The 22,360-nt window shown below is 49.9% G+C and carries 16 protein-coding genes; 8 read left to right on the top strand and 8 right to left on the bottom strand.

Translation table 11 applies throughout. The features are described from left to right. Positions 1 to 272 precede the first annotated feature (272 nt). From D0C16_RS17925 to D0C16_RS17950, 6 genes are all read left to right on the top strand, one after another. Positions 273 to 3,335 carry a TonB-dependent receptor gene (locus tag D0C16_RS17925; protein ID WP_151033625.1) on the top strand — a complete coding sequence of 1,021 codons (3,063 nt, stop codon included), beginning with the start codon at positions 273 to 275 and terminating at the stop codon, positions 3,333 to 3,335. A 99-nt stretch (positions 3,336 to 3,434) separates the two neighbouring features. Then, a complete protein-coding gene (locus tag D0C16_RS17930; RefSeq protein WP_191968537.1) occupies positions 3,435 to 4,190 on the top strand; it encodes a SapC family protein in 756 nt (251 codons plus the stop codon). Between the two features lie 8 nt (positions 4,191 to 4,198). Continuing rightward, entirely contained in the window at positions 4,199 to 5,227 is a 1,029-nt protein-coding gene (locus D0C16_RS17935; RefSeq protein WP_151033627.1) for a cupin-like domain-containing protein, read from the top strand. Positions 5,228 to 5,237: 10 nt separating this feature from the next. Further along, positions 5,238 to 6,716 carry a tryptophan halogenase family protein gene (locus D0C16_RS17940; RefSeq protein WP_151034993.1) on the top strand — a complete coding sequence of 493 codons (1,479 nt, stop codon included), beginning with the start codon at positions 5,238 to 5,240 and terminating at the stop codon, positions 6,714 to 6,716. Between the two features lie 24 nt (positions 6,717 to 6,740). Further along, the gene (locus D0C16_RS17945; protein ID WP_151033628.1) at positions 6,741 to 7,454 is read left to right on the top strand and encodes a DUF6445 family protein; all 714 of its coding nucleotides are present in this window, start codon (positions 6,741 to 6,743) and stop codon (positions 7,452 to 7,454) included. Positions 7,455 to 7,518: 64 nt separating this feature from the next. Then, the gene (locus tag D0C16_RS17950) at positions 7,519 to 8,244 is read left to right on the top strand and encodes a SapC family protein (protein ID WP_151033629.1); all 726 of its coding nucleotides are present in this window, start codon (positions 7,519 to 7,521) and stop codon (positions 8,242 to 8,244) included. A gap of 112 nt (positions 8,245 to 8,356) precedes the next feature. Here the strand turns inward: D0C16_RS17950 and D0C16_RS17955 are convergent, their stop codons facing one another. The 8 genes from D0C16_RS17955 to D0C16_RS17990 all read right to left on the bottom strand — a co-directional run bounded on the left by D0C16_RS17955 (position 8,357) and on the right by D0C16_RS17990 (position 20,098). Further along, positions 8,357 to 10,951 carry an exo 1,3/1,4-beta-D-glucan glucohydrolase gene (locus tag D0C16_RS17955; RefSeq protein WP_151033630.1) on the bottom strand — a complete coding sequence of 865 codons (2,595 nt, stop codon included), beginning with the start codon at positions 10,949 to 10,951 and terminating at the stop codon, positions 8,357 to 8,359. 266 nt (positions 10,952 to 11,217) lie between these two features. Further along, on the bottom strand, positions 11,218 to 11,964 hold the full coding sequence (locus D0C16_RS17960) for an SDR family oxidoreductase (protein ID WP_151033631.1): 747 nt from the start codon (positions 11,962 to 11,964) through the stop codon (positions 11,218 to 11,220). Further along, on the bottom strand, positions 11,961 to 13,199 hold the full coding sequence (locus tag D0C16_RS17965) for an SGNH/GDSL hydrolase family protein (protein WP_151033632.1): 1,239 nt from the start codon (positions 13,197 to 13,199) through the stop codon (positions 11,961 to 11,963). The genes D0C16_RS17960 and D0C16_RS17965 overlap by 4 nt, the downstream gene beginning before the upstream one ends. After that, a complete protein-coding gene (locus tag D0C16_RS17970; protein ID WP_151033633.1) occupies positions 13,196 to 14,641 on the bottom strand; it encodes a DUF459 domain-containing protein in 1,446 nt (481 codons plus the stop codon). Before D0C16_RS17970 ends, D0C16_RS17965 begins: the two co-directional genes overlap by 4 nt. Before the next feature lie 60 nt (positions 14,642 to 14,701). After that, positions 14,702 to 16,102, bottom strand: coding sequence for an MBOAT family protein (locus D0C16_RS17975; protein ID WP_151033634.1), 1,401 nt, complete (start codon positions 16,100 to 16,102; stop codon positions 14,702 to 14,704). A gap of 167 nt (positions 16,103 to 16,269) precedes the next feature. After that, complete coding sequence (locus D0C16_RS17980; RefSeq protein ID WP_191968538.1) at positions 16,270 to 17,175, bottom strand: ABC transporter substrate-binding protein; 906 nt, start codon at positions 17,173 to 17,175, stop codon at positions 16,270 to 16,272. A gap of 150 nt (positions 17,176 to 17,325) precedes the next feature. Beyond that, entirely contained in the window at positions 17,326 to 18,696 is a 1,371-nt protein-coding gene (locus tag D0C16_RS17985; protein WP_151033636.1) for a PAS domain-containing sensor histidine kinase, read from the bottom strand. Then, positions 18,686 to 20,098 (bottom strand): sigma-54 dependent transcriptional regulator, encoded by a 1,413-nt coding sequence (locus tag D0C16_RS17990; protein ID WP_151033637.1) that lies wholly within the window; start codon positions 20,096 to 20,098, stop codon positions 18,686 to 18,688. The genes D0C16_RS17985 and D0C16_RS17990 overlap by 11 nt, the downstream gene beginning before the upstream one ends. A 228-nt stretch (positions 20,099 to 20,326) precedes the next feature. On the opposite strand from D0C16_RS17990, the gene D0C16_RS17995 reads away from it, so the two are divergent. Together D0C16_RS17995 and D0C16_RS18000 are read left to right on the top strand one after the other, a co-directional pair. Further along, complete coding sequence (locus tag D0C16_RS17995) at positions 20,327 to 21,601, top strand: efflux RND transporter periplasmic adaptor subunit (RefSeq protein WP_191968539.1); 1,275 nt, start codon at positions 20,327 to 20,329, stop codon at positions 21,599 to 21,601. 62 nt (positions 21,602 to 21,663) lie between these two features. After that, a complete protein-coding gene (locus tag D0C16_RS18000; protein ID WP_151033638.1) occupies positions 21,664 to 22,347 on the top strand; it encodes an ABC transporter ATP-binding protein in 684 nt (227 codons plus the stop codon). Positions 22,348 to 22,360 lie beyond the last annotated feature (13 nt).

Here is a 22,360-nt window from a genome sequence, read left to right on the forward strand (position 1 = left end):
ATAGTTTTGGCTGCCGTCTCAATTTCTTGTAGTCAATCTGAACATATGATACTTGTATCCAACAATGCCAGTTGCGGGCTATGTCTCATTCAGAATCACAATAACAGCAACTGGTAAGTGTGGAGGCAGGCGACAAGGCCTGGTGTGACCTGTTCATCTTGCTAACAAGGTGATAACCAAATTCTCATCTCACCCAACGTGAGAGCGGATTTGGTTTATGCGTTAACCATAAAAAAATCCTGAGCATAATTAATCCAATTAAGGAGAGCTCCATGAGTAGAAAAGTCAGTTTCAATAAAACCATGCTGGCCACAGTTATTGCTTCATCGGCGTTGAGCGGCTTTGCTTTCGCGCAAGACGATGGTTCGGTTGAAGAGGTAATGGTGACTGGTATTCGTGCGTCTTTAGAGCGTGCGATGGATGTAAAACGTAATTCTTCGGGTGTCGTAGACGCGATTAGCGCTGAAGACATGGGTAAATTCCCGGATACCAACCTTGCAGAATCTCTGCAGCGTATCACCGGCGTTTCTATTGACCGTAACAACGGTGAAGGCTCGCGCATCACTGTTCGTGGTTTTGGTCCCGACTACAACATGGTGACTCTGAACGGAAGAACTATGCCAACTGGCAGTGCCTACGGTGGTAGTTCAGGTGCAGACTCACAAACTCGCGGCGGTAACTCGCGCGCATTTGACTTCGCAAACTTGGCCTCCGAATCTGTTTCGGGCGTAGAAGTTTTCAAAACAGGTAAAGCAAACGTCGCTGCAGGCGGCATGGGTGCGTCTGTAAACATTAAAACTGCTCGTCCACTGGACACTGCTGGTTTTAAAGCCACTGTGGGTGGTAAAGCAGTGATGGATACCACCAACCGTACTGGTGACGATATAACTCCGGAAGTATCAGGCTTGGTGAGCTGGGCGGATGATTCTGAAATGTTTGGCGTTTCATTGAGCGCAAGTTATCAAGAGCGTGATTCTGGTTTTACCGGTGCGACAGTTAACGACTGGCGTGTGGCTGAGTGGGGCGGTGGTGATTCAGCAACGATTTATGATCGTCCTGCGTCTGCAGCAATTTTCCAAAACGAGCCAGAAGTCGGCCAACTTTATTCTCGTCCAAACGACATTCGCTACGCGTTCTCTGATCAGCAACGTGAGCGCACCAACGCGCAGTTAACTTTGCAATTCAGACCAATTGAAGATCTGACGGCAACTCTGGACTACACATTCGCTGAGAACAGCAGAACCGAGAATCGTGGGGAAGTAACTACCTGGGTTCAAAACGGTGGAAACCTGACGTTTGTAGAGTTTGATAACTCTGCGATTGCAACCCCAAAAATTATTCGTGAAAGCTATAACGGTACTCGTGACGTAGGTTTCTCGCAGCAGTATCGCGCGCAAGACGACACTTTGGATTCTATTGGTCTGAATGTTGACTGGGCTGTTAACGATCAGTTGACCGTAAATGTAGACCTGCATGATTCAGAGCTTGAAAGTATTCCTAAAGGTCCAGGTTACGCTGGTGAATTGGATGTGGGCGTTGGCGCACCCATCAAAACTGGCGCATCCTGGGAGTTTGCGGGTAGAGATTTACCAAGCTGGACTCACACCCTGGATGACAGCATCGTCAGTAATGGCAACGGTGCGTTGGAAGAAGGTGACCTGAGCTCTTCAGTAATGCGCGTATTCTCTGCTGAACAATTGTCCGATGTAACTCAAGCGAAAGTGGATGCGTCCTGGAAGTTTGACGAAGGTCGTTTTGACTTTGGTATCGAGCGTCGCGAGATGGGTTCAAACACCATCAGCTACAACGGTAACAACAACCAAGTGTTAGGTGGTTGGGGTGCATCTGCGCCTGGTGAGTTCCCCGCTGGCTCGTTCGAGGAATTTAATGTTGCTGGTGAGTTCGATGACTTCAATACTGGTAGCTCACCTGCAATTGGCTTCCGTGCTGATGCTCGTGATCTTGCCAATTTCCTTGTTAGCCACTACAACGGGCCACAAAAAGCCTATATCGGTGTTGAAGATACTCAACTGGGTGGCGTTCGCAACAGCAAGAGCAACAACGACATTCAGGAAGACACTGATGCTTTCTATGTACAATTAAGCACCCCGGGTAAGCTGGGTGGTTTCGAAGTTGAAGTATTGACTGGCTTGCGTTACGAAGACACCAAACAAGTGTCGTCGTCTGATACCCCGCTCATGGATTACTTCGTGTGGAACTCTGATAACGACTTCACTCGTGTAGATCGCGCCGCTGGAGTGACCACTTCATTCACCAACAGCTACGATGCGTTGCTGCCTAACCTGGACGTAGCGGTTAAGTTAACTGATGATTTGGTGACTCGCTTCTCCTTTAGCAAAACTATTGCGCGCGCTGGTCTTGGTCAATTGGGGGCTGCGGTAGGTGGTTGGTCGATCAACGGTTCAAGCTTGAACGAAGGTACTTCAGTTCGCGCAACCGGTAACAACCCAATGTTGAAGCCGCTTGAGTCAAGCAACTTCGACTTGTCAGTTGAGTGGTACTTCGATGAGGCGAGCTATGCATCTGCTGGCATATTCGAGAAGCGCGTAATTAACTTCATTGGCCAAGAAGACGTAGTTCGTACTTTTGATGGGATTCGTGACCAAACCGCTGGCCCACGCGCTCAAGCTGCAAGACTTGCGCTGCAAAGTGAGGGTCTAACGGTTGATAACGGCAACCTCTATGCAATGATGGCAATTCTGCGTGACCCAGTGAGATTCCCGAATGGTGCGGCTGACTTCACTGAAGACTTGGTGCAAGAGTTAGGTGAAAACTGTACGGCGGCAGCTTGTGATTTCTATCCGACTTCAGAAGACCCGTTAATGGAATTCACCATGAGCAGCCCGGTGAACAACAAAGAAGCGAAAATCTACGGTGCTGAGTTTGCAGCGCAGCACTTCTTTGGCGAAACCGGCTTTGGTGTAATGGCTAACTACACCATTGTAAGAGGTGATGTGAAGTTCGATAACATGGATATTTCAGCTAACCAATTTGCTCTGCTGGGTCTCAGCGATACTGCAAACTTGGTGTTGATGTACGATAACTATGATATCGAAGCACGTCTGGCTTACAACTGGCGCGATGAGTTCCTCAACAGAACTAACGCGGGTTCCAATAACCCAGGCTACATTGAAGCTTACTCACAAATTGACATGAACGTGACTTATCACCTGACTGAAAGTTTGGATGTGTCTCTCGAAGGTATCAACGTAACCGGAGAAGATCGTCGTGAGCATGCGCGCAACAAAGACATGTTGTGGGGCTTGGATGACTTGGGTGCTCGTTATCAAGTGGGTGTTCGTTACACCTTCTAATAACTTTCTGCAGGTTATTGCTTGAAAAAAAGAGTCGCTTAGGCGGCTCTTTTTTGTTTTACTGGAGCCAATATTTGGCAGAGATTGATGGTGATCAATATGCAAAAAATAGAAACATTAAATAATATCGCGCACGAGCATGTGCAGGTTAATCCCCGCTACTCTGCAGAGCTGGGTGATAATGTGGCCAGCACGTTTACCTACGTTACTGAATTCGCCGATGTACAAAAAGAATACCCCATTTTATTACGCAAAAACCTGGAGACAGGTGAGTACCAAGCATTGGTGCTTTTTGGCTTCGAAAAAGAAGAGAATTTATTTTTAACCGATATTGATCCGACGCGACAAAAGAATCTGGGGTGGAGCGCCGAATATGTTCCTGCGGTGATGGCGCGAGGTCCTTTTTCAATTGGATTGCATCGTGAATTGGTTGACGGAGCTGAGCGACACCACCCCATGGTTCATATTGATATGAATCACCCCAAAGTGGTTTCAGAAGCAGGGTATAAGCTGTTTTTGGATGGCGGTGGGAATAGTACTTATTTAAATCAGGTTTCCAAGACACTGGAAATCATCAATGACGGCATAGCGCTGAATAAGAAAATGTTCGATATTTTTTCCCGGCACGAGTTATTAGAATCTGTAGTGCTGGATATCGAATTCCAAAATCAGAATAAATTAAAAATGAGCGGATTTGAAACAGTTAGTTTAAAAAGACTGGCTGATCTTGATGGTACGGCCTTGGAAGAATTAAACAGGTCTGGCTTTCTGCAGTCCGCATATTTCATTGCTGCTTCCCTCTCAAATGTTAGAAAACTAATTGATTGGAAAAATCGCAAGTTGTTACGCAGTTGAGGTGACAGTTGATTAACGCTAAGCCAATAGAAATATTACACGGTGTACGCCCAGACGCCATACCGGCGGAAATTATAGCTGCCGCTGAGCCGGTGGTGCTAAAACAAGTGGTAGGCAATTGGCCCTTGGTTAATGCGGGGCGAGTTTCCGATCAGGAGTCTGCGAGCTATGTAAAAAAATTTTACAACGGTGGCTCGACCATCGTTTGCAAAATTCCACCCCAAAATAATGGAAGAATGTTTTACAACAATAATTGTACAACCCTCGACTACGAAAGCTTTAAGGGGCGTATTGATGACACGCTGGATGCTATATTGGCAGGCGCTGGCAAGGTTGAGGCGCCCGCTTATTACATTGCGTCAAACATAATAGATACCCACTTACCGGGATTGCGCGCGGAAAATGATTTAGTCATTCCCAGAGTCAAACATCCAGAGGCGATGACTGAGCGGGTTAGCATTTGGATTGGCGGAGCCACAACGGCGACATGTCATTTTGATGCATTGGACAATATCGCTTGCTGTGTGGCTGGTAAACGCAAATTCACCTTATTTCCTCCCAATCAGGTCAGCAATTTATACCCGGGTCCATTAGATCCCACGCCGGGTGGTCAGGTAATTAGTCTGGTTGATTTTAAAAACCCGGATTTCGAAAAGTTTCCGCGCTTCCGGGATGCGCTTCCCACCGCGCTAGTTGCAGAATTAGAGCCGGGCGACGCGCTATATATTCCCAGCATGTGGTGGCACCACGTAGAGAGTTTGCATACCTACAATTTGCTGGTGAATTATTGGTGGGATGATTCGCCTGCTTACTTAAGCTCCGGCATGAACGCTTTGTACATGGCGATGCTGACGATACGCGATAAATCTGCTCATGAGCGAGAAGGTTGGAAGCAATTATTTGACCACTATATTTTTGATGGCGCAGAAAGTGCGGGTGCTTACATTCCTGATGAGGCCAAAGGTTTTCTGCGGGAATTGGATCGGCTTGATGCAAGAAAACTAAGAGCCTTGCTTATTAATAAATTGAATCGTTGATAATCACATGATGCCTGACAAAAAAATGAAGATCGTAATTGCCGGCGGTGGTACGGCTGGTTGGATTACTGCTGCGGCCTTGTCGAACCAAATGGGTGAATTGCTCGATATTACACTGGTGGAATCCCAGGATATTGGCACTATTGGCGTGGGCGAAGCGACCATTCCGCCCATGAGAACTTTTCATCGGCTATTGGGAATCAATGAGCAGGAGTTCATGCGAGCTACCAATGCTACCTTTAAACTTGGCATCCAATTTGAAAATTGGAAAACAATCGGCGATAAATACTTTCACTCATTCGGAGTGACTGGCAAGCAAACATTAATAACCGATTTTATTCATTTTTGGTTGCGCGGGCGTGAGTTAGGAATTGCTCAGGAATTCGGTGATTATTGCCTGGAATTTAAAGCGGCACTGTTGGAGCGGTTTTCAACTAATTCTGAAGCGCGTATGAATTATGCATTTCATCTTGATGCGGGTCGCTACGCGAGTTTTTTGCGCGCACGCTCTGAAGCGCGCGGAGTAAAGCGAGTAGAGGGAAAAATTGCCAAGGTAAATTTGAATTCCGACTCAGGATTTATCGCATCTTTGGATCTGGAATCAGGTCAGAATATCGAGGGCGATTTATTTATCGATTGCACGGGAATGAGGGCGCTATTAATTGAGCAAGCCCTTCACACAGGTTACGAAGATTGGGATAAATGGTTACCCTGCAACCGCGCGATTGCTATTCAAACCGAATCAACCGGACCTGCGTTGCCCTATACAAGATCTGTCGCTCATCACGCGGGTTGGCGATGGAAAATTCCTTTGCAGCACAGGGTTGGAAATGGTGTGGTTTTTTCTGCCGAACATATGTCTGAAGAGGAGGCAAAACAGTTACTGTTCGCGAGCGTTGACGGGAAAGTACTCACTGAGCCAAACGTCATAAAATTTAGAACCGGCCGCCGCAAAAAAGGATGGAATAAAAACTGTATCGCGGTAGGTCTGTCTGCCGGCTTTTTAGAGCCCTTGGAGTCAACCAGCATCCACATGATCATGACGGCCGTAACACGCCTTCTGCAATTGTTTCCCCAAGGCGGAGTCAGCCAGGCACTCGTTGATGAATACAATATGCAAGCCGAGAGTGAGGCTGCTCGTATAAGAGATTTCATCATTCTGCACTACAAAGCAACTGAGCGCGATGACAGTGCTTTTTGGCGCTACTGCAGGGATATGGAAGTGCCCGAAGAACTTGCGCATCGAATGAAACTCTTTGAAGAGCATGCAAAGTCGTTTCAGGTCGAAGGTGAATTATTTCGCCTCGATTCCTGGACCCAAGTCATGCTCGGTCAAGGCATTATTCCGACTTCCTATCATCCAATAGTGAAGCTGATGTCGGCGAAAGAGTTGCATCACTTTCTGACAACTATTGCTGCAGATGTGGATAAAAACATTGCCATGATGCCTTACCATAATGACTTCGTTAATAAATATTGCACTCAATAAGTTTGATGATCGAGTGATACCGCTATGGCTGACAGCTGGGTGCCAAAATTACATTCCGCGCTTACCTATAAATACTACATGGTCGGCAATGAAAAGACGCCGCTACTGGTCATTGATAACCTAATTAGCGATGCTGATCGACTGGTTACTTTCTGCAAAGAAAATAATAATTTCAATGCAAGCGATAATTTTTATCCGGGGCTGCGTATGGCCGCGCCGAAGACGTATATCCACGGAGTTAATCGTTTTTTGGCTGAATTGTTAGAGAATATTTTTGGCTTGCCACAGCGCAACATTGCCGGGGGAAAAGCCTTGTATTCCATGGTAGTTACTCGCGCGGATCAATTGGAAATTAAGCAGTGCCTTCCCCACGTGGACTCGTACCTCAGTGGTGATCTGGCCTGTGTGCATTATCTTTGCGGCGCTCAACATGGGGGCACTTCTTTATACCGCCATAGAAAGACCGGCTATGAAAAAATAACCAGCGCTAATATTGATCACTACCGGGAGACCGTAGCGAAAGAGGGTGCACTGGAACTCGAATGCAAGTCATATATGTATGGCTCAAACAATTACTTTGAGCAAATAGCGTCAGTCGATGCGCAATTTAATCGAATGGTGATCTACCCTTCCAATATTTTGCATTCCGGTAATATCGCACCGGATTTTGATTTTGATCCAAATCCCGAAACCGGACGCTTGACGCTCAATTCTTTCATCTATAGTAAGCGCGATTAATGGTTGTTACGAAAGATGTTAAGCCAGGTGAAAAAACTTTTTAAAACAATTGCGGTTCAAAGCTATGACCAAACACGTTCTACTTAATAATATTGCGCATAAAGACCTTAAAGTCATTACCGATTTTGCAGCGGCGTACGGTGATGATGTCGGGAGCACTCTGACTTTCCCGACTGAATACGCTGATGTGCATCGCGAATACCCCATCCTGTTCCAGAAAAATGAAAGTACCGGGAAATTCCAGTCGATCATATTGTTGGGATTTAAAAGCGACGAAAATCTTTTTTTAAATAGTGCGGGTGGTTGGAATGCCAATTATGTGCCTGCCGTGGTTGAACGAGGTCCCTTTTTGATTGGTTTCCAGGACCAAAGCCGTGATGGCGGCAGCGAACGTGCACCGGTTGTACATGTGGATGTAGAAAGCCCGCGCATTAGCTCTACTCAAGGCAAAGCCGTATTTCTTGAGCACGGTGGTCTGAGTCCATATCTGGAAAAAATTTCACAATTGTTGAATCGTATTTATGAAGGTATGCAAGTGAGCGATGCAATGTTTGCTGCGTTTACTGAATTGGATTTAATCGAACCGGTGAATCTGGAAATAGCCTTGAATGATCGCGAAACCTATCGATTGAACGGCAACTACACTATTCATCGCGAAAAACTAGCTAATTTAAATGGGGTTGATCTTGAACGGCTTAATCGCGCCGGATTTTTGCGCTGCGCTTTTTTAGTGGTGGAATCGCTTGGGAATATTCAAAAATTGATTACGCTAAAAGGCAAACGCGGATAATTTCGTTCGTGCTTGTTTGTAATTTAGAGATATAGCGATCCAAATGCCGCAACCCAAAAAAAGCCCGATCAGCAAACACTGATCGGGCTTTTTTTAGTGCGAAAAAATTATCTTACGGACAAGCGACATCCTTGCCCGCACCTTTCACAATACTCACGTTGGCAAAGGTGATATCCAAAGTACCTTTGGTGATAAGTGAGAAAGGTTGCAGCACTTGGGTCCAGAATTCTTCCGGTGGTTGTTGTACGCCGAAGTTAGCGCCGGAGGTTGGGTAGCAGCTGAGTGGGATGGTGACGGTTTGCCAATCTTGCCCTGCAAAGCCTTTGAGCTTTTCACTTAGGTCGATGTCGGATGCGCAGTAAGAGCCGCAACCTAAACGCAGCCAGGTGGCATCACTCGGCGCGGCGTTGACTTTAATATCAAAGACCAGCGCTGAATCTTCTTTCACGTAATTAATAAAATCCTGACGTTCATTAATTGAAAGTGCGACTTGACCATTGCCATTGCCGAGCCATTGAACGCGACGCGCGTCTTCCTGCACGTTGCGATCTACTGCTTGCAAAGTAATGGACGATGCTTTGATGGTGCTGGTGGTTGCCGGAACCAAATCATTTTGGAAACCGATAATTTCCAAATGCCATGGGTCGATCGGGCGCTGTTTGAAAAGTTCGAGCTTATCCTGTGCTTCGGCGGCTTTGGGGCCTTCTTCAGAAAGATTGTCGGCGAGTGTGTCTTTATCGCCGTAACTTAAACCATAACCGTAAGCGAAGAGAGGATCGTAATTCGCATCGCCCACGTTAAGCGGTGATTGGTTAGGCAATTTCGGCCAGGAGAAACTCAAGCGGCCTTTCATGTCGTAATTCATATTGCCTTCGGCATTTTTGAAAATCACATCGGCAATGCCGTTACCTTCGGTGCCGGGTAACCAAATAGCCACAAATGCATCAGACGCATTGATTTCGCGATTCACCCAGAGCGGGCGTCCGGAAATAAATAAGGACACCACTGGAATACCCTGGCTACGCAATTTTTTCAGCAATTCCCAATCGCTTGGGTCGCGCACTTTGTACGCGAGTGAACCTGCATCGCCTTGCATTTCAGCGTAAGGCTCTTCACCGAATACAACGATTGCAACATCGGGTTTTTCACTGAAGGAACCATCGACGCTGAGCGTGGTTTTACCACCGGCTGCATCGACAACTTCTTTAATGCCGGCATAAATCGATGTACCGCCAGGGAAGTCTGAGTTGGTGTTGCCAGTGCCCTGCCAGGAAACAGACCAGCCACCGGATTGTTTACCGATATTGTCGGCACCATCGCCAGCGACCAACACTTTTTGTTTGCGTGCGAGCGGCAACAAATTGTTTTTGTTTTTCAGCATCACCAGAGATTCACGCACCGCTTGACGTGCGATAGCGCGATGCTCAGGCGCGCCGAGCACTTCTTTTTTGCCTGCGAGAGGGCGCGTAGACGGTGCGCCTTTTTCAAATAAACCCGCGCGGATTTTTACGCGCAAAATTCTGCGCACTGCATCGTCCAAACGTTCAGCAGTCACTTCGCCAGATTTCGCTTGCGCGACTAAATTGTTGTACAGCTCTTTCCAATCCGGCTCCGGCACCATGTAAATATCCAGACCGGCCATTAAGGATTCAGGGCAGTCTAGTGCGGTACAGCCGGGAATAAAACTGTGACCGCTCCAATCGCCGACGACCAGGCCGTCAAAACCCATGCGATTTTTTAATACATCGGTGAGCAAATATTTGTGGCCATGCATGCGCGTGCCGCCGTAACTGGTGAAGGAAGCCATCACCACCTGTACGCCGGATTCAATCGCGCTGAAATAACCGGCGCCGTGCGTGTCGCGCACAAATTTTTCATCGCCTTGTGTCTCGCCGCGATCCACACCGTTCAGGGTGCCGCCATCGCCAATAAAATGTTTGGAGGTGGCGATAACATGTTCGTTAGTGAGGAATTTATCGGAGCCGCCTGTGCCCTGCAGGCCTTCCACCATTTTGCCAGCGAAGGAGCCAACGATACGCGGGTCTTCCGACCAGGATTCATAGGTGCGACCCCAGTGATCGTCGCGCGCAACGGCTACGGTGGGGGAGAAGTCCCAGTCGAGGCCGGTGGCAGCGATTTCGCGCGCGGTGGCCCAACCAATTTGTTTCAGCAATTCCGGGTTATTGGTGGCACCCAGGCCGATGTTGTGTGGGAACAGGGTTGCACCCACTACGTTACCGAGGCCGTGCACTGCATCGGTACCCCACATGATGGGAATTCCTATACGACCATTGGATTTATCGATAGAGGCGTTGTAGAAACTGTCGGCAAGTTTTACCCAGTCTTGCAGGCTCGCATATTTGTTAGCGCCCGGCGTGCTGCCGCCGCCATTCAGTACTGAACCCACATGATATTTGGTGACGTCTTCGGGTGTCAGGTAGCGAATTTCCGGTTGGATCAACTGGCCGACCTTTTCTTCCAGGGTCATTTTTGCCAGAAGCTCATCGATGCGCGTTTCAACAGCGGGATCTTTGGCAACGGCGCTTTTAATCGCAGGCCATTCGACCTTGGTTGGTTCGGCAGTGGCGGCGGGTGTGGGCGCGGCAGTGGGCGCCGGTGCCTCCGCTTTTTTGGAGTCGCAACTGCTAAGCAGTGTGGCAAGTACGGTGACCGAAACCAGACTACCAAGTAGTGTTTTTGTGTTCATAGTGAGTGACCTTTTTGTAAAGCGAAAATACGCGCAATTCTTAATTTAAAGTCTTCAGGCTTTGCGCAAAAAGCAGGCAAGGATAATTAAAAATAGTTATATAAATTGGCCCTTGCGGGTTGCTGTAAATGAGGAGTGAACGAACAACCCGTAAATGCGTTTATAAAAGGTAGCAGGTGCGACACTGGCTGCGTACAAAATTTACTTTTTATATCGTCTTATGCGCCAAAAAATATCGTATTTAAATTCTAAATTTATATATAAAACTATCGCCCACCACTCACATCCAACAGAGTACCGGTAATGTAGGAGGCCTCAGTGGACGCGAGCCATAAAATCGATTTGGCAATTTCATCCGGTTCGCCTGCCCGCTGCATCGGGATCATAGGTGCAATACGTTGGATTCGTGTCGGCTCACCACCTTTGGCATGCAGCTCGGTATTGATAATGCCCGGGCGCACGGCGTTTACACGAATACCTTCACCCACGACTTCTTTGGCGAGCCCCATGGTGAACGTATCGATTGCCCCTTTGCTCGCGGCGTAGTCGATATATTCAAACGGGGAACCCACGCGCGCGGCAACCGAAGAAACGTTGATTATCGAACCACCACTGCCGCCATTAGCGGTGCTCATGCGTTTGACCGCTTCGCGTGCGCACAAAAAACTGCCCACCACATTCACGGCAAAGGTATGTTGTAACTCGGTTGCATTGGTATCGCGAAATAATTTCTGGCGCAGAATCGCCGCGTTGTTGACCAACAAATCCACGCGGCCAAATGTGTTATCGACTTGCGTAAACCAATCGACTATATCGGTCTCGCGGCTGAGATCGACGCGTGTGCACAAAACCTTGCGGCCAAGTGCGGAAATTTTTGCGGCGATGAGCTCCGCTTCCGCTTGCTGGCTGAGGTAGGTGATGGCGACGTCATAGCCGCGCTCGGCGGCAAGTAGCGCTGTGACTGCGCCTATGCCGGCGCTACCTCCGGTAATCAACGCAACAGGATTGCTCATTGTGACTTCTCCTTGCGAAATTGCTCGCGTTTTAATCCGGCATCCATTTCGCGCAGCAGTGCCATGTAGAGCGCATCGGCGCTGGCGGCGTAGCCTTCGGGGCTCATGTGCACGAGATCCGGTCGCATGAAGGGTACTTTTTGTTTAAGCCAGACTTGCGCGCCACAGTTGCCGCCCATCATCGCACTCCAATCCCAGTAGAGGGTTTTTTCCCGGTGGGCGATGCGGCGCTGGCTGTTTTGGACTTTGATCAGCGATGGCGGCAATGGGAGGCGGCAACCACCGTTGATGTTGGGCGCTTTGGTTTTGGCTGAACTGGGGGCGCCGATCAGCAAAATGGCAGCTTTGGGTGCGGCGGCGCGCAGTTTGCGAATTACCTGGCGCATCTCCTCTTCATAAGTCTGGGGCACCAGATCCTTGCCGAAGGCCTCGTTGGTGCCATAGGCGAGGATGATCAGGTGCGGGTCGCGCCATTGCAGTTGTTGGTTCAGGCTGGCGCCGTCCCAGCGATTGATTACATTGGCAACCGCGCCGTTAATGCCCAGCGCATCCAGAGTAATCCCCGGGGTCTGGCGATCCAGCACTACTCCACCCAGTTTGCCGCCGCCCGGTGCGAGTAAGCGCAGCTTATCCAGTTTACTGGCATCGATCGTCTGGCTACTGAGTTGCCAGACGGCACCTTTGTTTTGTCCCTTGGAATCGCCCTGCCCTGGCAGTTTGGTGACCTTGCCGCCCACCAGCGCCAAGCTCCAGGGCGTTTGTTTGGACTGTTGCCAAATACTCAGTTGCCATTGGCCAGCGGCAACCGGATCTTTGATTTTCAGCTCCAGAATCGAGTTGCCGGTAGAGGTGTTGATCAACCCGCCAAGAGGGAAAATGCCGTTGTGTTTGGCGATTTTACTGTCGCTGAGTGTCCATTTACCCAAGCTACGCAACAGCACTTGATGCGACCGCTGGTTGGTGACATAGCCGGGCGTCAACCAGCCAATGCCCGCGTTGCCAAACTGGCGCTGCAAACGCTGGCGCAGTTGGCCAGTGAAGTAATCGCCCGCCGTATGGGAGTCGCCCAGTTGAATGATGCGGATCGTTTGGTTGCCACCGGCTTTTTCAAGTTGCTGGAGCTTTTCCCACAGCGCTGGCGCCTGACGGTCGCCGTAATCCTGGATCGGGGTGAATTGATTGGCGCGCGAGTAGCTCGCGAGCAGGAACAACAGGCAAAAGCAAAAATATCTCATCGTTGACTAAGGGCCGGATCAGGCTTTGGTGTGGGTTGCGGTGGCTGTACTTGCGGCTCCCCCATTGGGGCGGGAGATGCGGTGGGTTGACGCTCTGCCGGTACTGGGTTGGCGAGAGGTTGATTGTTGGCCGGCTGAGCGGCGGGCGATGTTTCCTGAGTGGAGGATTCTACCGGGGGGCGTGCGGCGGCTTTAGTGAACTGCGCCAACGCCAATTTGGCCAGAATTTTTTGGCCTTGGGTGGTGAAGTGTACGCCATCATCGGTACGTACCATCACGCTGCCGCGCTCGGGTAACTCCATAAATTTGGTAAAGCTGCTGCCGTCCTCGCTCAGGCTGGGCGCAGTGGCGATAAAACGGGCGAAGAGCGGGTATTTAGCGGCCTCATGGGCGTAGATTTCATTGAGTTTTGGCTCTTTGCCGGCCAGATCCTCGCGCCCCATGGGTGGCGCGCCCAACCAGAGCAAGCGCGCATGGTGTTCCGCCGCTGTGTGGACGATTTGCTGAACGCGCGCGCTGTACACTTCTTTCCAGCGTTCGGAGCCGAAACGCACGTACTTGCCCTGCAGGTTCATGTCCCAAGGGTCGTTGGCACCCAGGAAAACTATCACCACTTGATACTGCTCCAGTTCAAACGCGGCTTTTACCGTTGCTGGCCAGTCAAAGAAAGCCGGATAGGTCAGGCCGGTACTGTGGCGGCTCAAATCCATGGATTCGACCTTGTAATTGCGTTTGAGGGCGGTAATCAAATGGGGCGCGACACCCTGCATCAATGAGTCGCCTACCAGCAGGATACGATCGCCCGCTGAAAGTCCGATGGGACCGCTCGCCGCCGCCAATTCTTCCTCGGTGGGCGTAGGCAAGTTGGCGAGATCCAATACCGGTGCTTGGTTAGCTTCCCGTCCGGCCGGTTCACCGGTGTTAGCCATTGAGGAGGTGCTGGCAGCGCTGGTTACTGTTTTGGTTGGTGCCAGGCTGATATTTGCCACCACCGGTGCGGTGGGTTGCGCTGCGGGCGTTGTCGGCTCAATAGCGGGTTTGCTGACTGGCTCAGCGACAGGTGCCGGAGCCGGGCAAGCGGGTGCTTGTGCTGCAACCGGTGTTGGGCATTCAGGCACTGTAACTACTGGCAATACCGGTTCCGGCAGGGCCTTATCACCCGCCAACAGTAACTGCCCAGCCAGCAACATACGTTCACTGCGCTGATCCAACCAGCGATTGGTGTTCGCCAGCCAGCGCGAAAATTGTTGGTTGCCGGGGATCAACTGGCCGACCTTGGGTGGGCTGTTAACCTCCATCAGAATATGGTGCGTCTGTTGCCAGTACTGGAGCAGGGAGCTGCCTTTGACGATCACCAATAGCAGGCAGGCGAGACTAATCGCCGCCAGGGCACTGCGGTGATGGGATTCCTGCTCTATTGCAAAAAATGGCTGTGACTGCATAGGTTGTTGTGTCCGTTAAAATCCGTTTTAAAAAACTGCGTAAATTAAAAACCGCGCATATTAAAAACCAAAGTAAATGAAGCCCGGCATACCCGCCGGCGCCAACCCCATAATTACCAGTGCGCTTAAAAACAGGCACAGGCTCTGCGCCCACCAGGGCAACTGGCGCAACAGGATTGCTGATTTTTGCATGATATTTTCCGCCTGTCTGGCCAGTACAAAAAATATTCCTATGGCGAGGAGTAACCCCAGCCAGTTCAAGCTGGGCACTAACTCCCATTCGCCAAACCCTAACAGGAAAGTTTTGGCGGAGTCCCAATCTTCGGCGCGGAATAACAGCCAGCCCAGACAAACAAAAATAAAGGTAATAATTTGCCCGATCACCGCCGGCAACCGCCAGTCAGAGACTTTATGCCAGATGTTTTGGCACACCAGCCCGATACCGTGCCAGAGTCCCCAGACCACAAAAGTAATGCTTGCGCCGTGCCAAAATCCCGAGAGCGTCATGGCGACCACCAAATTAATTTGGGTGCGGCCGAAATTGCCGCGATTACCGCCGAGTGGTATGTACACAAAATCGCGAATCCAGCGCGATAGGGTGATATGCCAGCGTTTCCAAAAATCACTCAAATTGGTGGCGAGATAAGGCTGGCGGAAATTCACCGGCAATTTAAAACCCAGTAGCAATGCCAGCGCGGTAACCACATCGGTGTAGCCGGAAAAATCAAAAAATAATTGCCAGGCATAGGCCATCAGCCCGCCGGCCAACTCCACCGCGTGATAACTCTCGGGGCTGGCGAAAACCGGGTTGGCCCACTCCTCGGCGAGCCAGGCAGCCAGCCAGATTTTTTTAATCAACGCCGAGATGATCAATAAAATAGCCCACTCGGGCGCAACCAACGCGCGGCGTGCAGGAGCTTCAATTTGTGCGAGCAATTCACCGGGGCGACAAATTGGCCCGGCGAGTAGTGTCGGGAAAAAGGAGAGATGCAATAAACCATCGGCGAGTGTTGCGGCTTTGTATTCGCCTCGCCCTACGCTCACCAGATAAGCAATCCCCTGGAAGGTGTAAAACGAAATCCCCACGGGCAGCACCAATTCCAACACCGGCAAGCTGGCGTCGGTAAAAACCGGTGTAAGCAAGGCCATGGCCTCTTCGCGGAAAAAATTGTAGTACTTGAATATTCCCAGGTTCAGAAGCGCGATGGCCACACCCAACAGCATGGGCCAGCGCCGCCGGGTGCCATTCGGTGTTTGTATTGCCTGCGCCAGCAACAGGATTACCAGCGAGAAATTCGCCAACAAAAGCGCAAAACGCCAATCAAAGGAGCAGTAAAAAAGATAGCTGGCGATCAGCAACAAATAGTTCTGCGCCTTTACGCCACGGGCAGAGCCAATCCACCAGTAGAGCCACAAAAAAACAACAAATAAAATCCCGAATTCGGGCGAGAGGTAATGCATCAGGCAAGTTCCATTTCAGTCCATAAGCGCGAGCGGCCATGATACTCGAACCCGGGCGCCAAATCTTTGCGGCGCGACAAAATCCCGCAGCGCACCGACAACCTGTGTTAGCACTCTGCGTGAACGGTGAGCATCGGTGTCCGGGGTATTGGGTCAGGCTATTGCCGTTATGGAGGATTGAGCGGGGAAAAAAGATATTGCTCATAACCCCGGTCCAGATGGGCAATAAACGGGTTGGCGAGGTAAAAGACAGTGCGCTCTGGTAAATGGATCTGGCGCAGGCCGGGACCAAAATTTTCTTGCCACAGTTGCTGCATGCTGCCGTCGTTATAGGCGAGTGTTAACCCGGTGGTGATGCGCCGTTTCAACAATTGATTATCCGGATGCAAAAAGAAAAAGCGCGGCAGTTTGTACACCAGTGTAAATGCGTTATCGATACTGAGCTGTGTTAGCGTCTGGTGTGCCTGCAATTCAGCGCTGGCCTGATTGGCGCCGGTACAAAATAAATCAATTCGCCCGGCGGCGACCATCTTAAACAAGCTCTCATAGGCCTCCACCTCAATCACGTTGAAGCCGTTGTGCTTCAGTATTTTGGCATCCTGCCAGCCTATGCCCTGGCCGAGCCGAAACTTTTTTAGTTCCTCAATCGATGTGATTCGCGCAACGTCCGCTTTGCGCTGCGGGCTTACGAAGCAGACCCGATAACCCAGAATTCCCAGGTCGATGGGAAAGGGAATAAAGTCCAGTTTGCTTTTAGTGACAAGCTCATCGTCGTAACTTTCTTCGAGCAGAATGTTGGGATACTGATTGCTGCTAGTGGCAAGGCGTGCGCGAAGCTTGTAGTAGCTGGCAGGAATGGGGCGCATTTCATAAGCGCCGTAAGCGGCTTTGGTTTTTTCCAGCGCTAGTCGAATCAAGGCAATGGTGTATTGGTCTCGCGTATCTGTGTCACCGGATGGCTCGCGGTGCGACACAATAAAATCGGCGCTGGCTAGTGTTGTCTGGAGGCTGAACAAGAGGCCAATTATCCATCGCCAACGCCTGCGCAGTTTTAAGGTGTTACCTGTAACCATTATTGTTGTCCTTTCGCCAAGCGCGATCCCTGGTCGCACATTTACATTCATTGTGGATGTTAACCACGCTTGTGACCCATCGCCGAATGGCGGTAATTATAGCCTGCTCTAAGCCAATGCTGATGCATAGCCAAGCCTGATAGAAAGCGATTAAAACATCATGCGAAAACAGCTGCCGTGCGGCAGAGCGAGATAATTTACCGAACCTCCATGAGCCTGCATGATTTGTTGAACCACAAACAGGCCGATTCCCGTTCCCGTGCGCTTGGATGTATAGAAAGGAACAAAGATTTGCGCTCGTTTATCCTCAGCAATGCCCGGCCCGTTATCCTCTACGTCAATGACAAGCTTGCCTTGGGGGTGAATATAGGCGCGCAGAAAAATATGTTTGCCGGCTGCAGGCGCCTGGTGTTCGCGCAGAGCTTCAATGGCATTTTTAATCAAGTTAATCAGTGCCTGTTCAATCTGCGCCGCGTCGGTATTAAATTCCAGGTGTTCGGGTGTAATGTCAAGCGCAAGGGAAATCGTGTCTCGTTCCAATTCCTGAGTAAATAAAGTTACGACCGACTGTAATAAGTGGCGCAGCGCATGGGGTCGTAGCTCGAGGTGCAGCGGCTGCGCGACTGTGCGATAGGCGCGTACAAAATCCATCAAGTGTTCGCTGCGACGGCTCACGGTTACTAATGCTTCATTGGCGTCGGTTAATAAGTCGGTTGCGAGATCTTGTGGTGCCGTTGCGAGTTGTTGTTGGTAGCTCGCCAGTAAATCCTGCGCTGTGTTGCTTAGGGAATGAATTGGCGTCATTGAATTCATGATTTCATGGCTGAGTACTTGCACCAGTTTTTGCCAGGCGTCGATTTGCTGGCGATCCAATTCGCGCTGGATCACTTGCAAACTGATAATTTTATTCGTGCCTTCGGGTGTTTGAATGCTGGTGGCGGAAGCGGCGAGCGATAAGGTTTGCTGCGGCAGTTGCAAGCTAAGCAATTGCTGATCACCCGGTTGCAGACCGGTTAGCGCCCGCGCAAAGCCTTGGCCGAAATGATTCAGCTCGCTCACGCGCGTTAATTGATTATGCTGAAATAATTGCCGCGCGGCGCTGTTGAGCAACTCGATTTTTTCTGCGTGCAAGCGCACCAGCGGCACAGGGACTTTTTCCAGCAGCATGGAGTAGTAGTGCAACAGTGACTCGTTGCGCGCGCGTAGCTGCTGCATGTCGCTTTGAATTTCCTGCCAGAGTTGAGCGAGCTTTTTGCCTTGGTAAAACACCGGTACAATCTGACGCGTTGTATCCTGGAAGTGCAGGCTGGTAAAAAAATCCTCCAACTGCAAATAAATTTTTTGGAGCGACTGCAACAGCAAAAGAATTTGAAGTAACAATAGCAGGCTACATCCAACAAGACTAAACACTAGCGGCGTCTCGCGCTGCAATAGCCAGACAATAGCAGCCATGGTCAAAAAAATGAGCAGCAAACGCAGGCTAACGGCTATGCGAAAATCAGTACGCCACTTAGAGATCATATTTTTCCATCCGGCGATAAAGCGCAGTGCGGGTTAAACCCAATTCCGTTGCCGCTTGTGAGATGTTGCCGCCATGCTTTTTCAACGCGGTCTCAACGGCATTGCGTTCCAGTATTTCGAGATTCAGTGTTTCCGGGTGCAGCTGGCGTGCAGCGCCGGTTTTTAGCGGCGATTCGCCCAGCGCAAAATCGGCGCTGTCCAATAAATCCTGGTCACTTAAAACCAGCGCGCGCTCTACGGCGTGGCTGAGGGAGCGCACATTGCCAGGCCAGGAATAATTTGCCAGCGCGCGTTGGGCTTCGCGCGTGAGTAGCGGCTTCTTACGCTGATATTTTTGCGCATAGAGCCCGAGAAAATAATCTGCCAGTAAGGGAATGTCTTCTTTGCGCTCGCGCAGTGGCGGCAACTGCAATTCAACGGTGTTGAGTCGGTACAACAAATCCTGACGAAACTGGAGTTCATCGTGTAATTGTTCGGTGCTGGCGTTAGTCGCTGCAATAACGCGTACATTTAACGCTTGGGGCTTGTCATCGCCCAATGCCGTCACCTGGCGCTGTTCCAATACGCGCAATAATTTTACTTGCAGATGCATGGGGAGGTTGGCGATTTCATCCAGAAATAAAGTTCCGCCATTTGCTGCTAATAAACGCCCTGCGCGATTTTCCTGTGCGCCGGTAAATGCCCCTTTGCGATAACCAAATAATTCTGCTTCAAATAAATTGTCCGGAATGGCCCCCATATCAAGCGCCATAAAAACCTGCTCGGCGCGCGCTGAGCGACGGTGAATTTCACGCGCAACCAATTCTTTACCAGAACCATTTTCCCCCAGAATTAATACGTTGGCTTCAGTGGGCGCGCAGCGATTAATTTTGCGCAACAATTCCTGCATTGCGGGTGTTTCACCAATAAATGCCGGTAAGCTGGCGGCAATGGATTGGCGCAAGGCGCTGTTGTGCTGGTTCAATTGTCGATTGTCCTTGCGCGAGTGCGCGAGGCTAAAGGCTGCATGCAAAGTGCCGAGCAATTTTTCATTGCTCCAGGGCTTTATCACAAAATCGGTAGCGCCCGCTTTCATCGCATTAACCGCTAATTCAACCCCGGCAAAGGCGGTCATTAAAATAACCACTGTGTCAGGGTAGTGTTTTTTAATAAATGTTAGCCACTCCAAACCCGCATTACCGCTGTTTTCACCCAGTACAAAATTCATATCCAGCAAAACGACGTCAACGGTGTGAAGTGATGAATGTTGCTGTAAGAAATCGGGCAACTGCTGGGGGTCATTTAGGCTGCTAAAGCGCGCAACCTTGCGTTTCAACAATAAACGCGCGGCCGCGATGACATCCTCGTCATCGTCAACAACCAACAAATGCCCTGCCAATAAGGGTTGTGCAAGCGCTGCCATAAAAATCCTGTGCTGTTTTGTCCGTGGAGTGGGTGGAGTCGGTAAAGTGCGCACAGTCTATTTCGCCCGAAATCGCACAGCAAGTGTACGTTTTCGGACGGTAGTCTTTGCTCAACTACTCAGGTGGGTTGGCTAACTCGTTGATATTAATTGCTTTTTTGTGTTGGCACGGCAGCTGCAATTTATCGCTTATACCGCTTCCTCCCGCTGGAGTAAGTGTGGTGTTAAGTGATTGATAAAAAAATGAGTTTTATGGATACACCAATACCTGCCAATGCCTGGCGCCGCCAGCGCAAATATTTTTTTTCAGTGCTCGGCTTCAGCTTGGTGTGCGCGCTTTGGGCCTGGGCCGCGCCCAGTGGTGAGCGGCGCTTGCGCGTGCTGAAAAGTGAATTAAGTGTTGCGCAAGTGAGCCAGGGAATCTTTGAGGATGTAATTCCGTTGCGCGGGCAAATTACCCCGTTGTACACCATTTATCTGGATGCGATGGAAGGTGGGCGAGTGGAAAAAATTCTGGTGGAAGAAGGCGTAGAGCTGCAAGCGGGACAAGCGATAGTGGAATTTTCCAACGCGCGTTTGCAGTTGGAGTCCATCACTCGGGAAGCGCAGGTTAGCGAGCAGATCAATTTGTTGCAGTCGCAGGAATTAAATCTTGCACGCAATGCGCTGGATCACAAACGTCAACTGAATGAATTGGAATTGCGCTTAAAAGACACCGCACAACAATTGGCGCGCGCCAAAAAATTGGCCGCGCAAAACTATATTGCACAGGACAAATTGGATGAGCTGGGCAATCAATACCAATACTTGCAGAACAGTCTTGCGCTCACCAAAGAATCGCAAGCGGCCGATAAAGCGCTACAGGAATCCCAATTGCAGCAACTGCGCGGTTCGGTCGCATCGCTCAATAAAAATCTCGCTTTCGCGCGCGATAATCTGGAATCATTGAAAGTAAAGGCCCCGGTGGATGGGTTGCTCACTGCCTTCGATTTGCAGCCTGGTCAATCGTTAATGCCGGGGGAACGCTTTGGCCAAATCGACGATCCGGATAATTTTAAAGTCATGGCGTTGGTTGATGAGTTCTATAAAAATCGCTTACAGCTTGGTCAAACGGCTTTTTACCAGCAAGGCAGTGAAAAATATGATCTGCGCGTAAAAAAAATCTATCCGCAAGTGATTGATGGGCAATTTCGGGTGGATTTGGTATTTAACAATGCCCAACCCCCTAATGTTAGCCGGGGTCAAACGCTGCAGATGCGGTTGCAAATTGGGGCAAATGAACCGGCTTTGTTAATACCCAACAATTCGTTTTATCAGGATACGGGCGGGCATTGGATTTATGTGATGGATGGCTCGCAGCAATTTGCGCGCAAGCGCGACATAACATTGGGGCGGCGCAATGCCCAGTCTATTGAAGTCTTGAATGGTCTCGTGGAAGGGGAATCGGTCATAGTGAGCCCCTATACCAATTACAAAGAAATAGACCGGCTAATTATTCGTTAACCTGTGACCTCAACTATTTAAACAAAAACTACTTACTCATAAAAAACACCAAGGAGAACACTATGATTCGCTTGAACGGTATCGACAAAATATTTCGCACTGACACACTGGAAACGCGCGCGCTGAGCAAAGTAGCCTTGGAAATTAATGCGGGTGAATTTGTTGCCATTATGGGGCCGTCCGGCTGCGGCAAATCTACGCTGTTAAATATTTTGGGAATGCTTGATAGCCCGGATGCAGGCAGCTATTACTTTAACGGTGAAGATATAGCGGGTTACAGTGAAAGCAAACTGAGTCAATTGCGTAAACATCAAGTCGGTTTTATTTTTCAAAGTTTTAATTTGATTGATGAGCTAAGCGTATTTGAGAACATTGAGTTGGCGCTGCTCTATCAAAAAATTCCGGTTAAAGAACGCCGTGCCCGGGTGCAAGCGGTCATCGAAAAAATGGAAATTGCGCATCGCGCCAAACACATGCCGAGCCAATTATCCGGCGGCCAACAACAGCGAGTCGCAGTGGCGCGCGCCTTGGTTGCCAACCCAAAATTAATTCTCGCCGATGAGCCAACCGGTAACCTGGATTCCACCCACGGTCAGGAGGTGATGAATCTGCTTAAAAAATTAAACCAGGAAGGTTCTACCGTCGTCATGGTGACTCACTCGCAGGAACATGCCAGCTACGCCCAGCGCCGCATTAATTTATTCGACGGAAAAATTATCGCCCAGACCCAGTTGGCCGCAGCCTAGTAGTTCATAAGGA

Source organism: Cellvibrio sp. KY-GH-1, from assembly GCF_008806975.1.
Taxonomy (GTDB): Bacteria; Pseudomonadota; Gammaproteobacteria; order Pseudomonadales; family Cellvibrionaceae; genus Cellvibrio.

Excerpts from the sequence above, each read along its gene's own strand:
- D0C16_RS18000 (WP_151033638.1), top strand. The coding sequence starts at position 21,664 with ATGATTCGCTTGAACGGTATCGACAAAATATTTCGCACTGACACACTG.
- D0C16_RS17980 (WP_191968538.1), bottom strand. The coding sequence starts at position 17,175 with ATGGTTACAGGTAACACCTTAAAACTGCGCAGGCGTTGGCGATGGATA.
- D0C16_RS17990 (WP_151033637.1), bottom strand. The coding sequence starts at position 20,098 with ATGGCAGCGCTTGCACAACCCTTATTGGCAGGGCATTTGTTGGTTGTT.
- D0C16_RS17965 (WP_151033632.1), bottom strand. The coding sequence starts at position 13,199 with ATGAGATATTTTTGCTTTTGCCTGTTGTTCCTGCTCGCGAGCTACTCG.
- D0C16_RS17985 (WP_151033636.1), bottom strand. The coding sequence starts at position 18,696 with ATGATCTCTAAGTGGCGTACTGATTTTCGCATAGCCGTTAGCCTGCGT.
- D0C16_RS17960 (WP_151033631.1), bottom strand. The coding sequence starts at position 11,964 with ATGAGCAATCCTGTTGCGTTGATTACCGGAGGTAGCGCCGGCATAGGC.
- D0C16_RS17940 (WP_151034993.1), top strand. The coding sequence starts at position 5,238 with ATGCCTGACAAAAAAATGAAGATCGTAATTGCCGGCGGTGGTACGGCT.
- D0C16_RS17925 (WP_151033625.1), top strand. The coding sequence starts at position 273 with ATGAGTAGAAAAGTCAGTTTCAATAAAACCATGCTGGCCACAGTTATT.
- D0C16_RS17970 (WP_151033633.1), bottom strand. The coding sequence starts at position 14,641 with ATGCAGTCACAGCCATTTTTTGCAATAGAGCAGGAATCCCATCACCGC.
- D0C16_RS17950 (WP_151033629.1), top strand. The coding sequence starts at position 7,519 with ATGACCAAACACGTTCTACTTAATAATATTGCGCATAAAGACCTTAAA.
- D0C16_RS17930 (WP_191968537.1), top strand. The coding sequence starts at position 3,435 with ATGCAAAAAATAGAAACATTAAATAATATCGCGCACGAGCATGTGCAG.
- D0C16_RS17945 (WP_151033628.1), top strand. The coding sequence starts at position 6,741 with ATGGCTGACAGCTGGGTGCCAAAATTACATTCCGCGCTTACCTATAAA.
- D0C16_RS17955 (WP_151033630.1), bottom strand. The coding sequence starts at position 10,951 with ATGAACACAAAAACACTACTTGGTAGTCTGGTTTCGGTCACCGTACTT.
- D0C16_RS17975 (WP_151033634.1), bottom strand. The coding sequence starts at position 16,102 with ATGCATTACCTCTCGCCCGAATTCGGGATTTTATTTGTTGTTTTTTTG.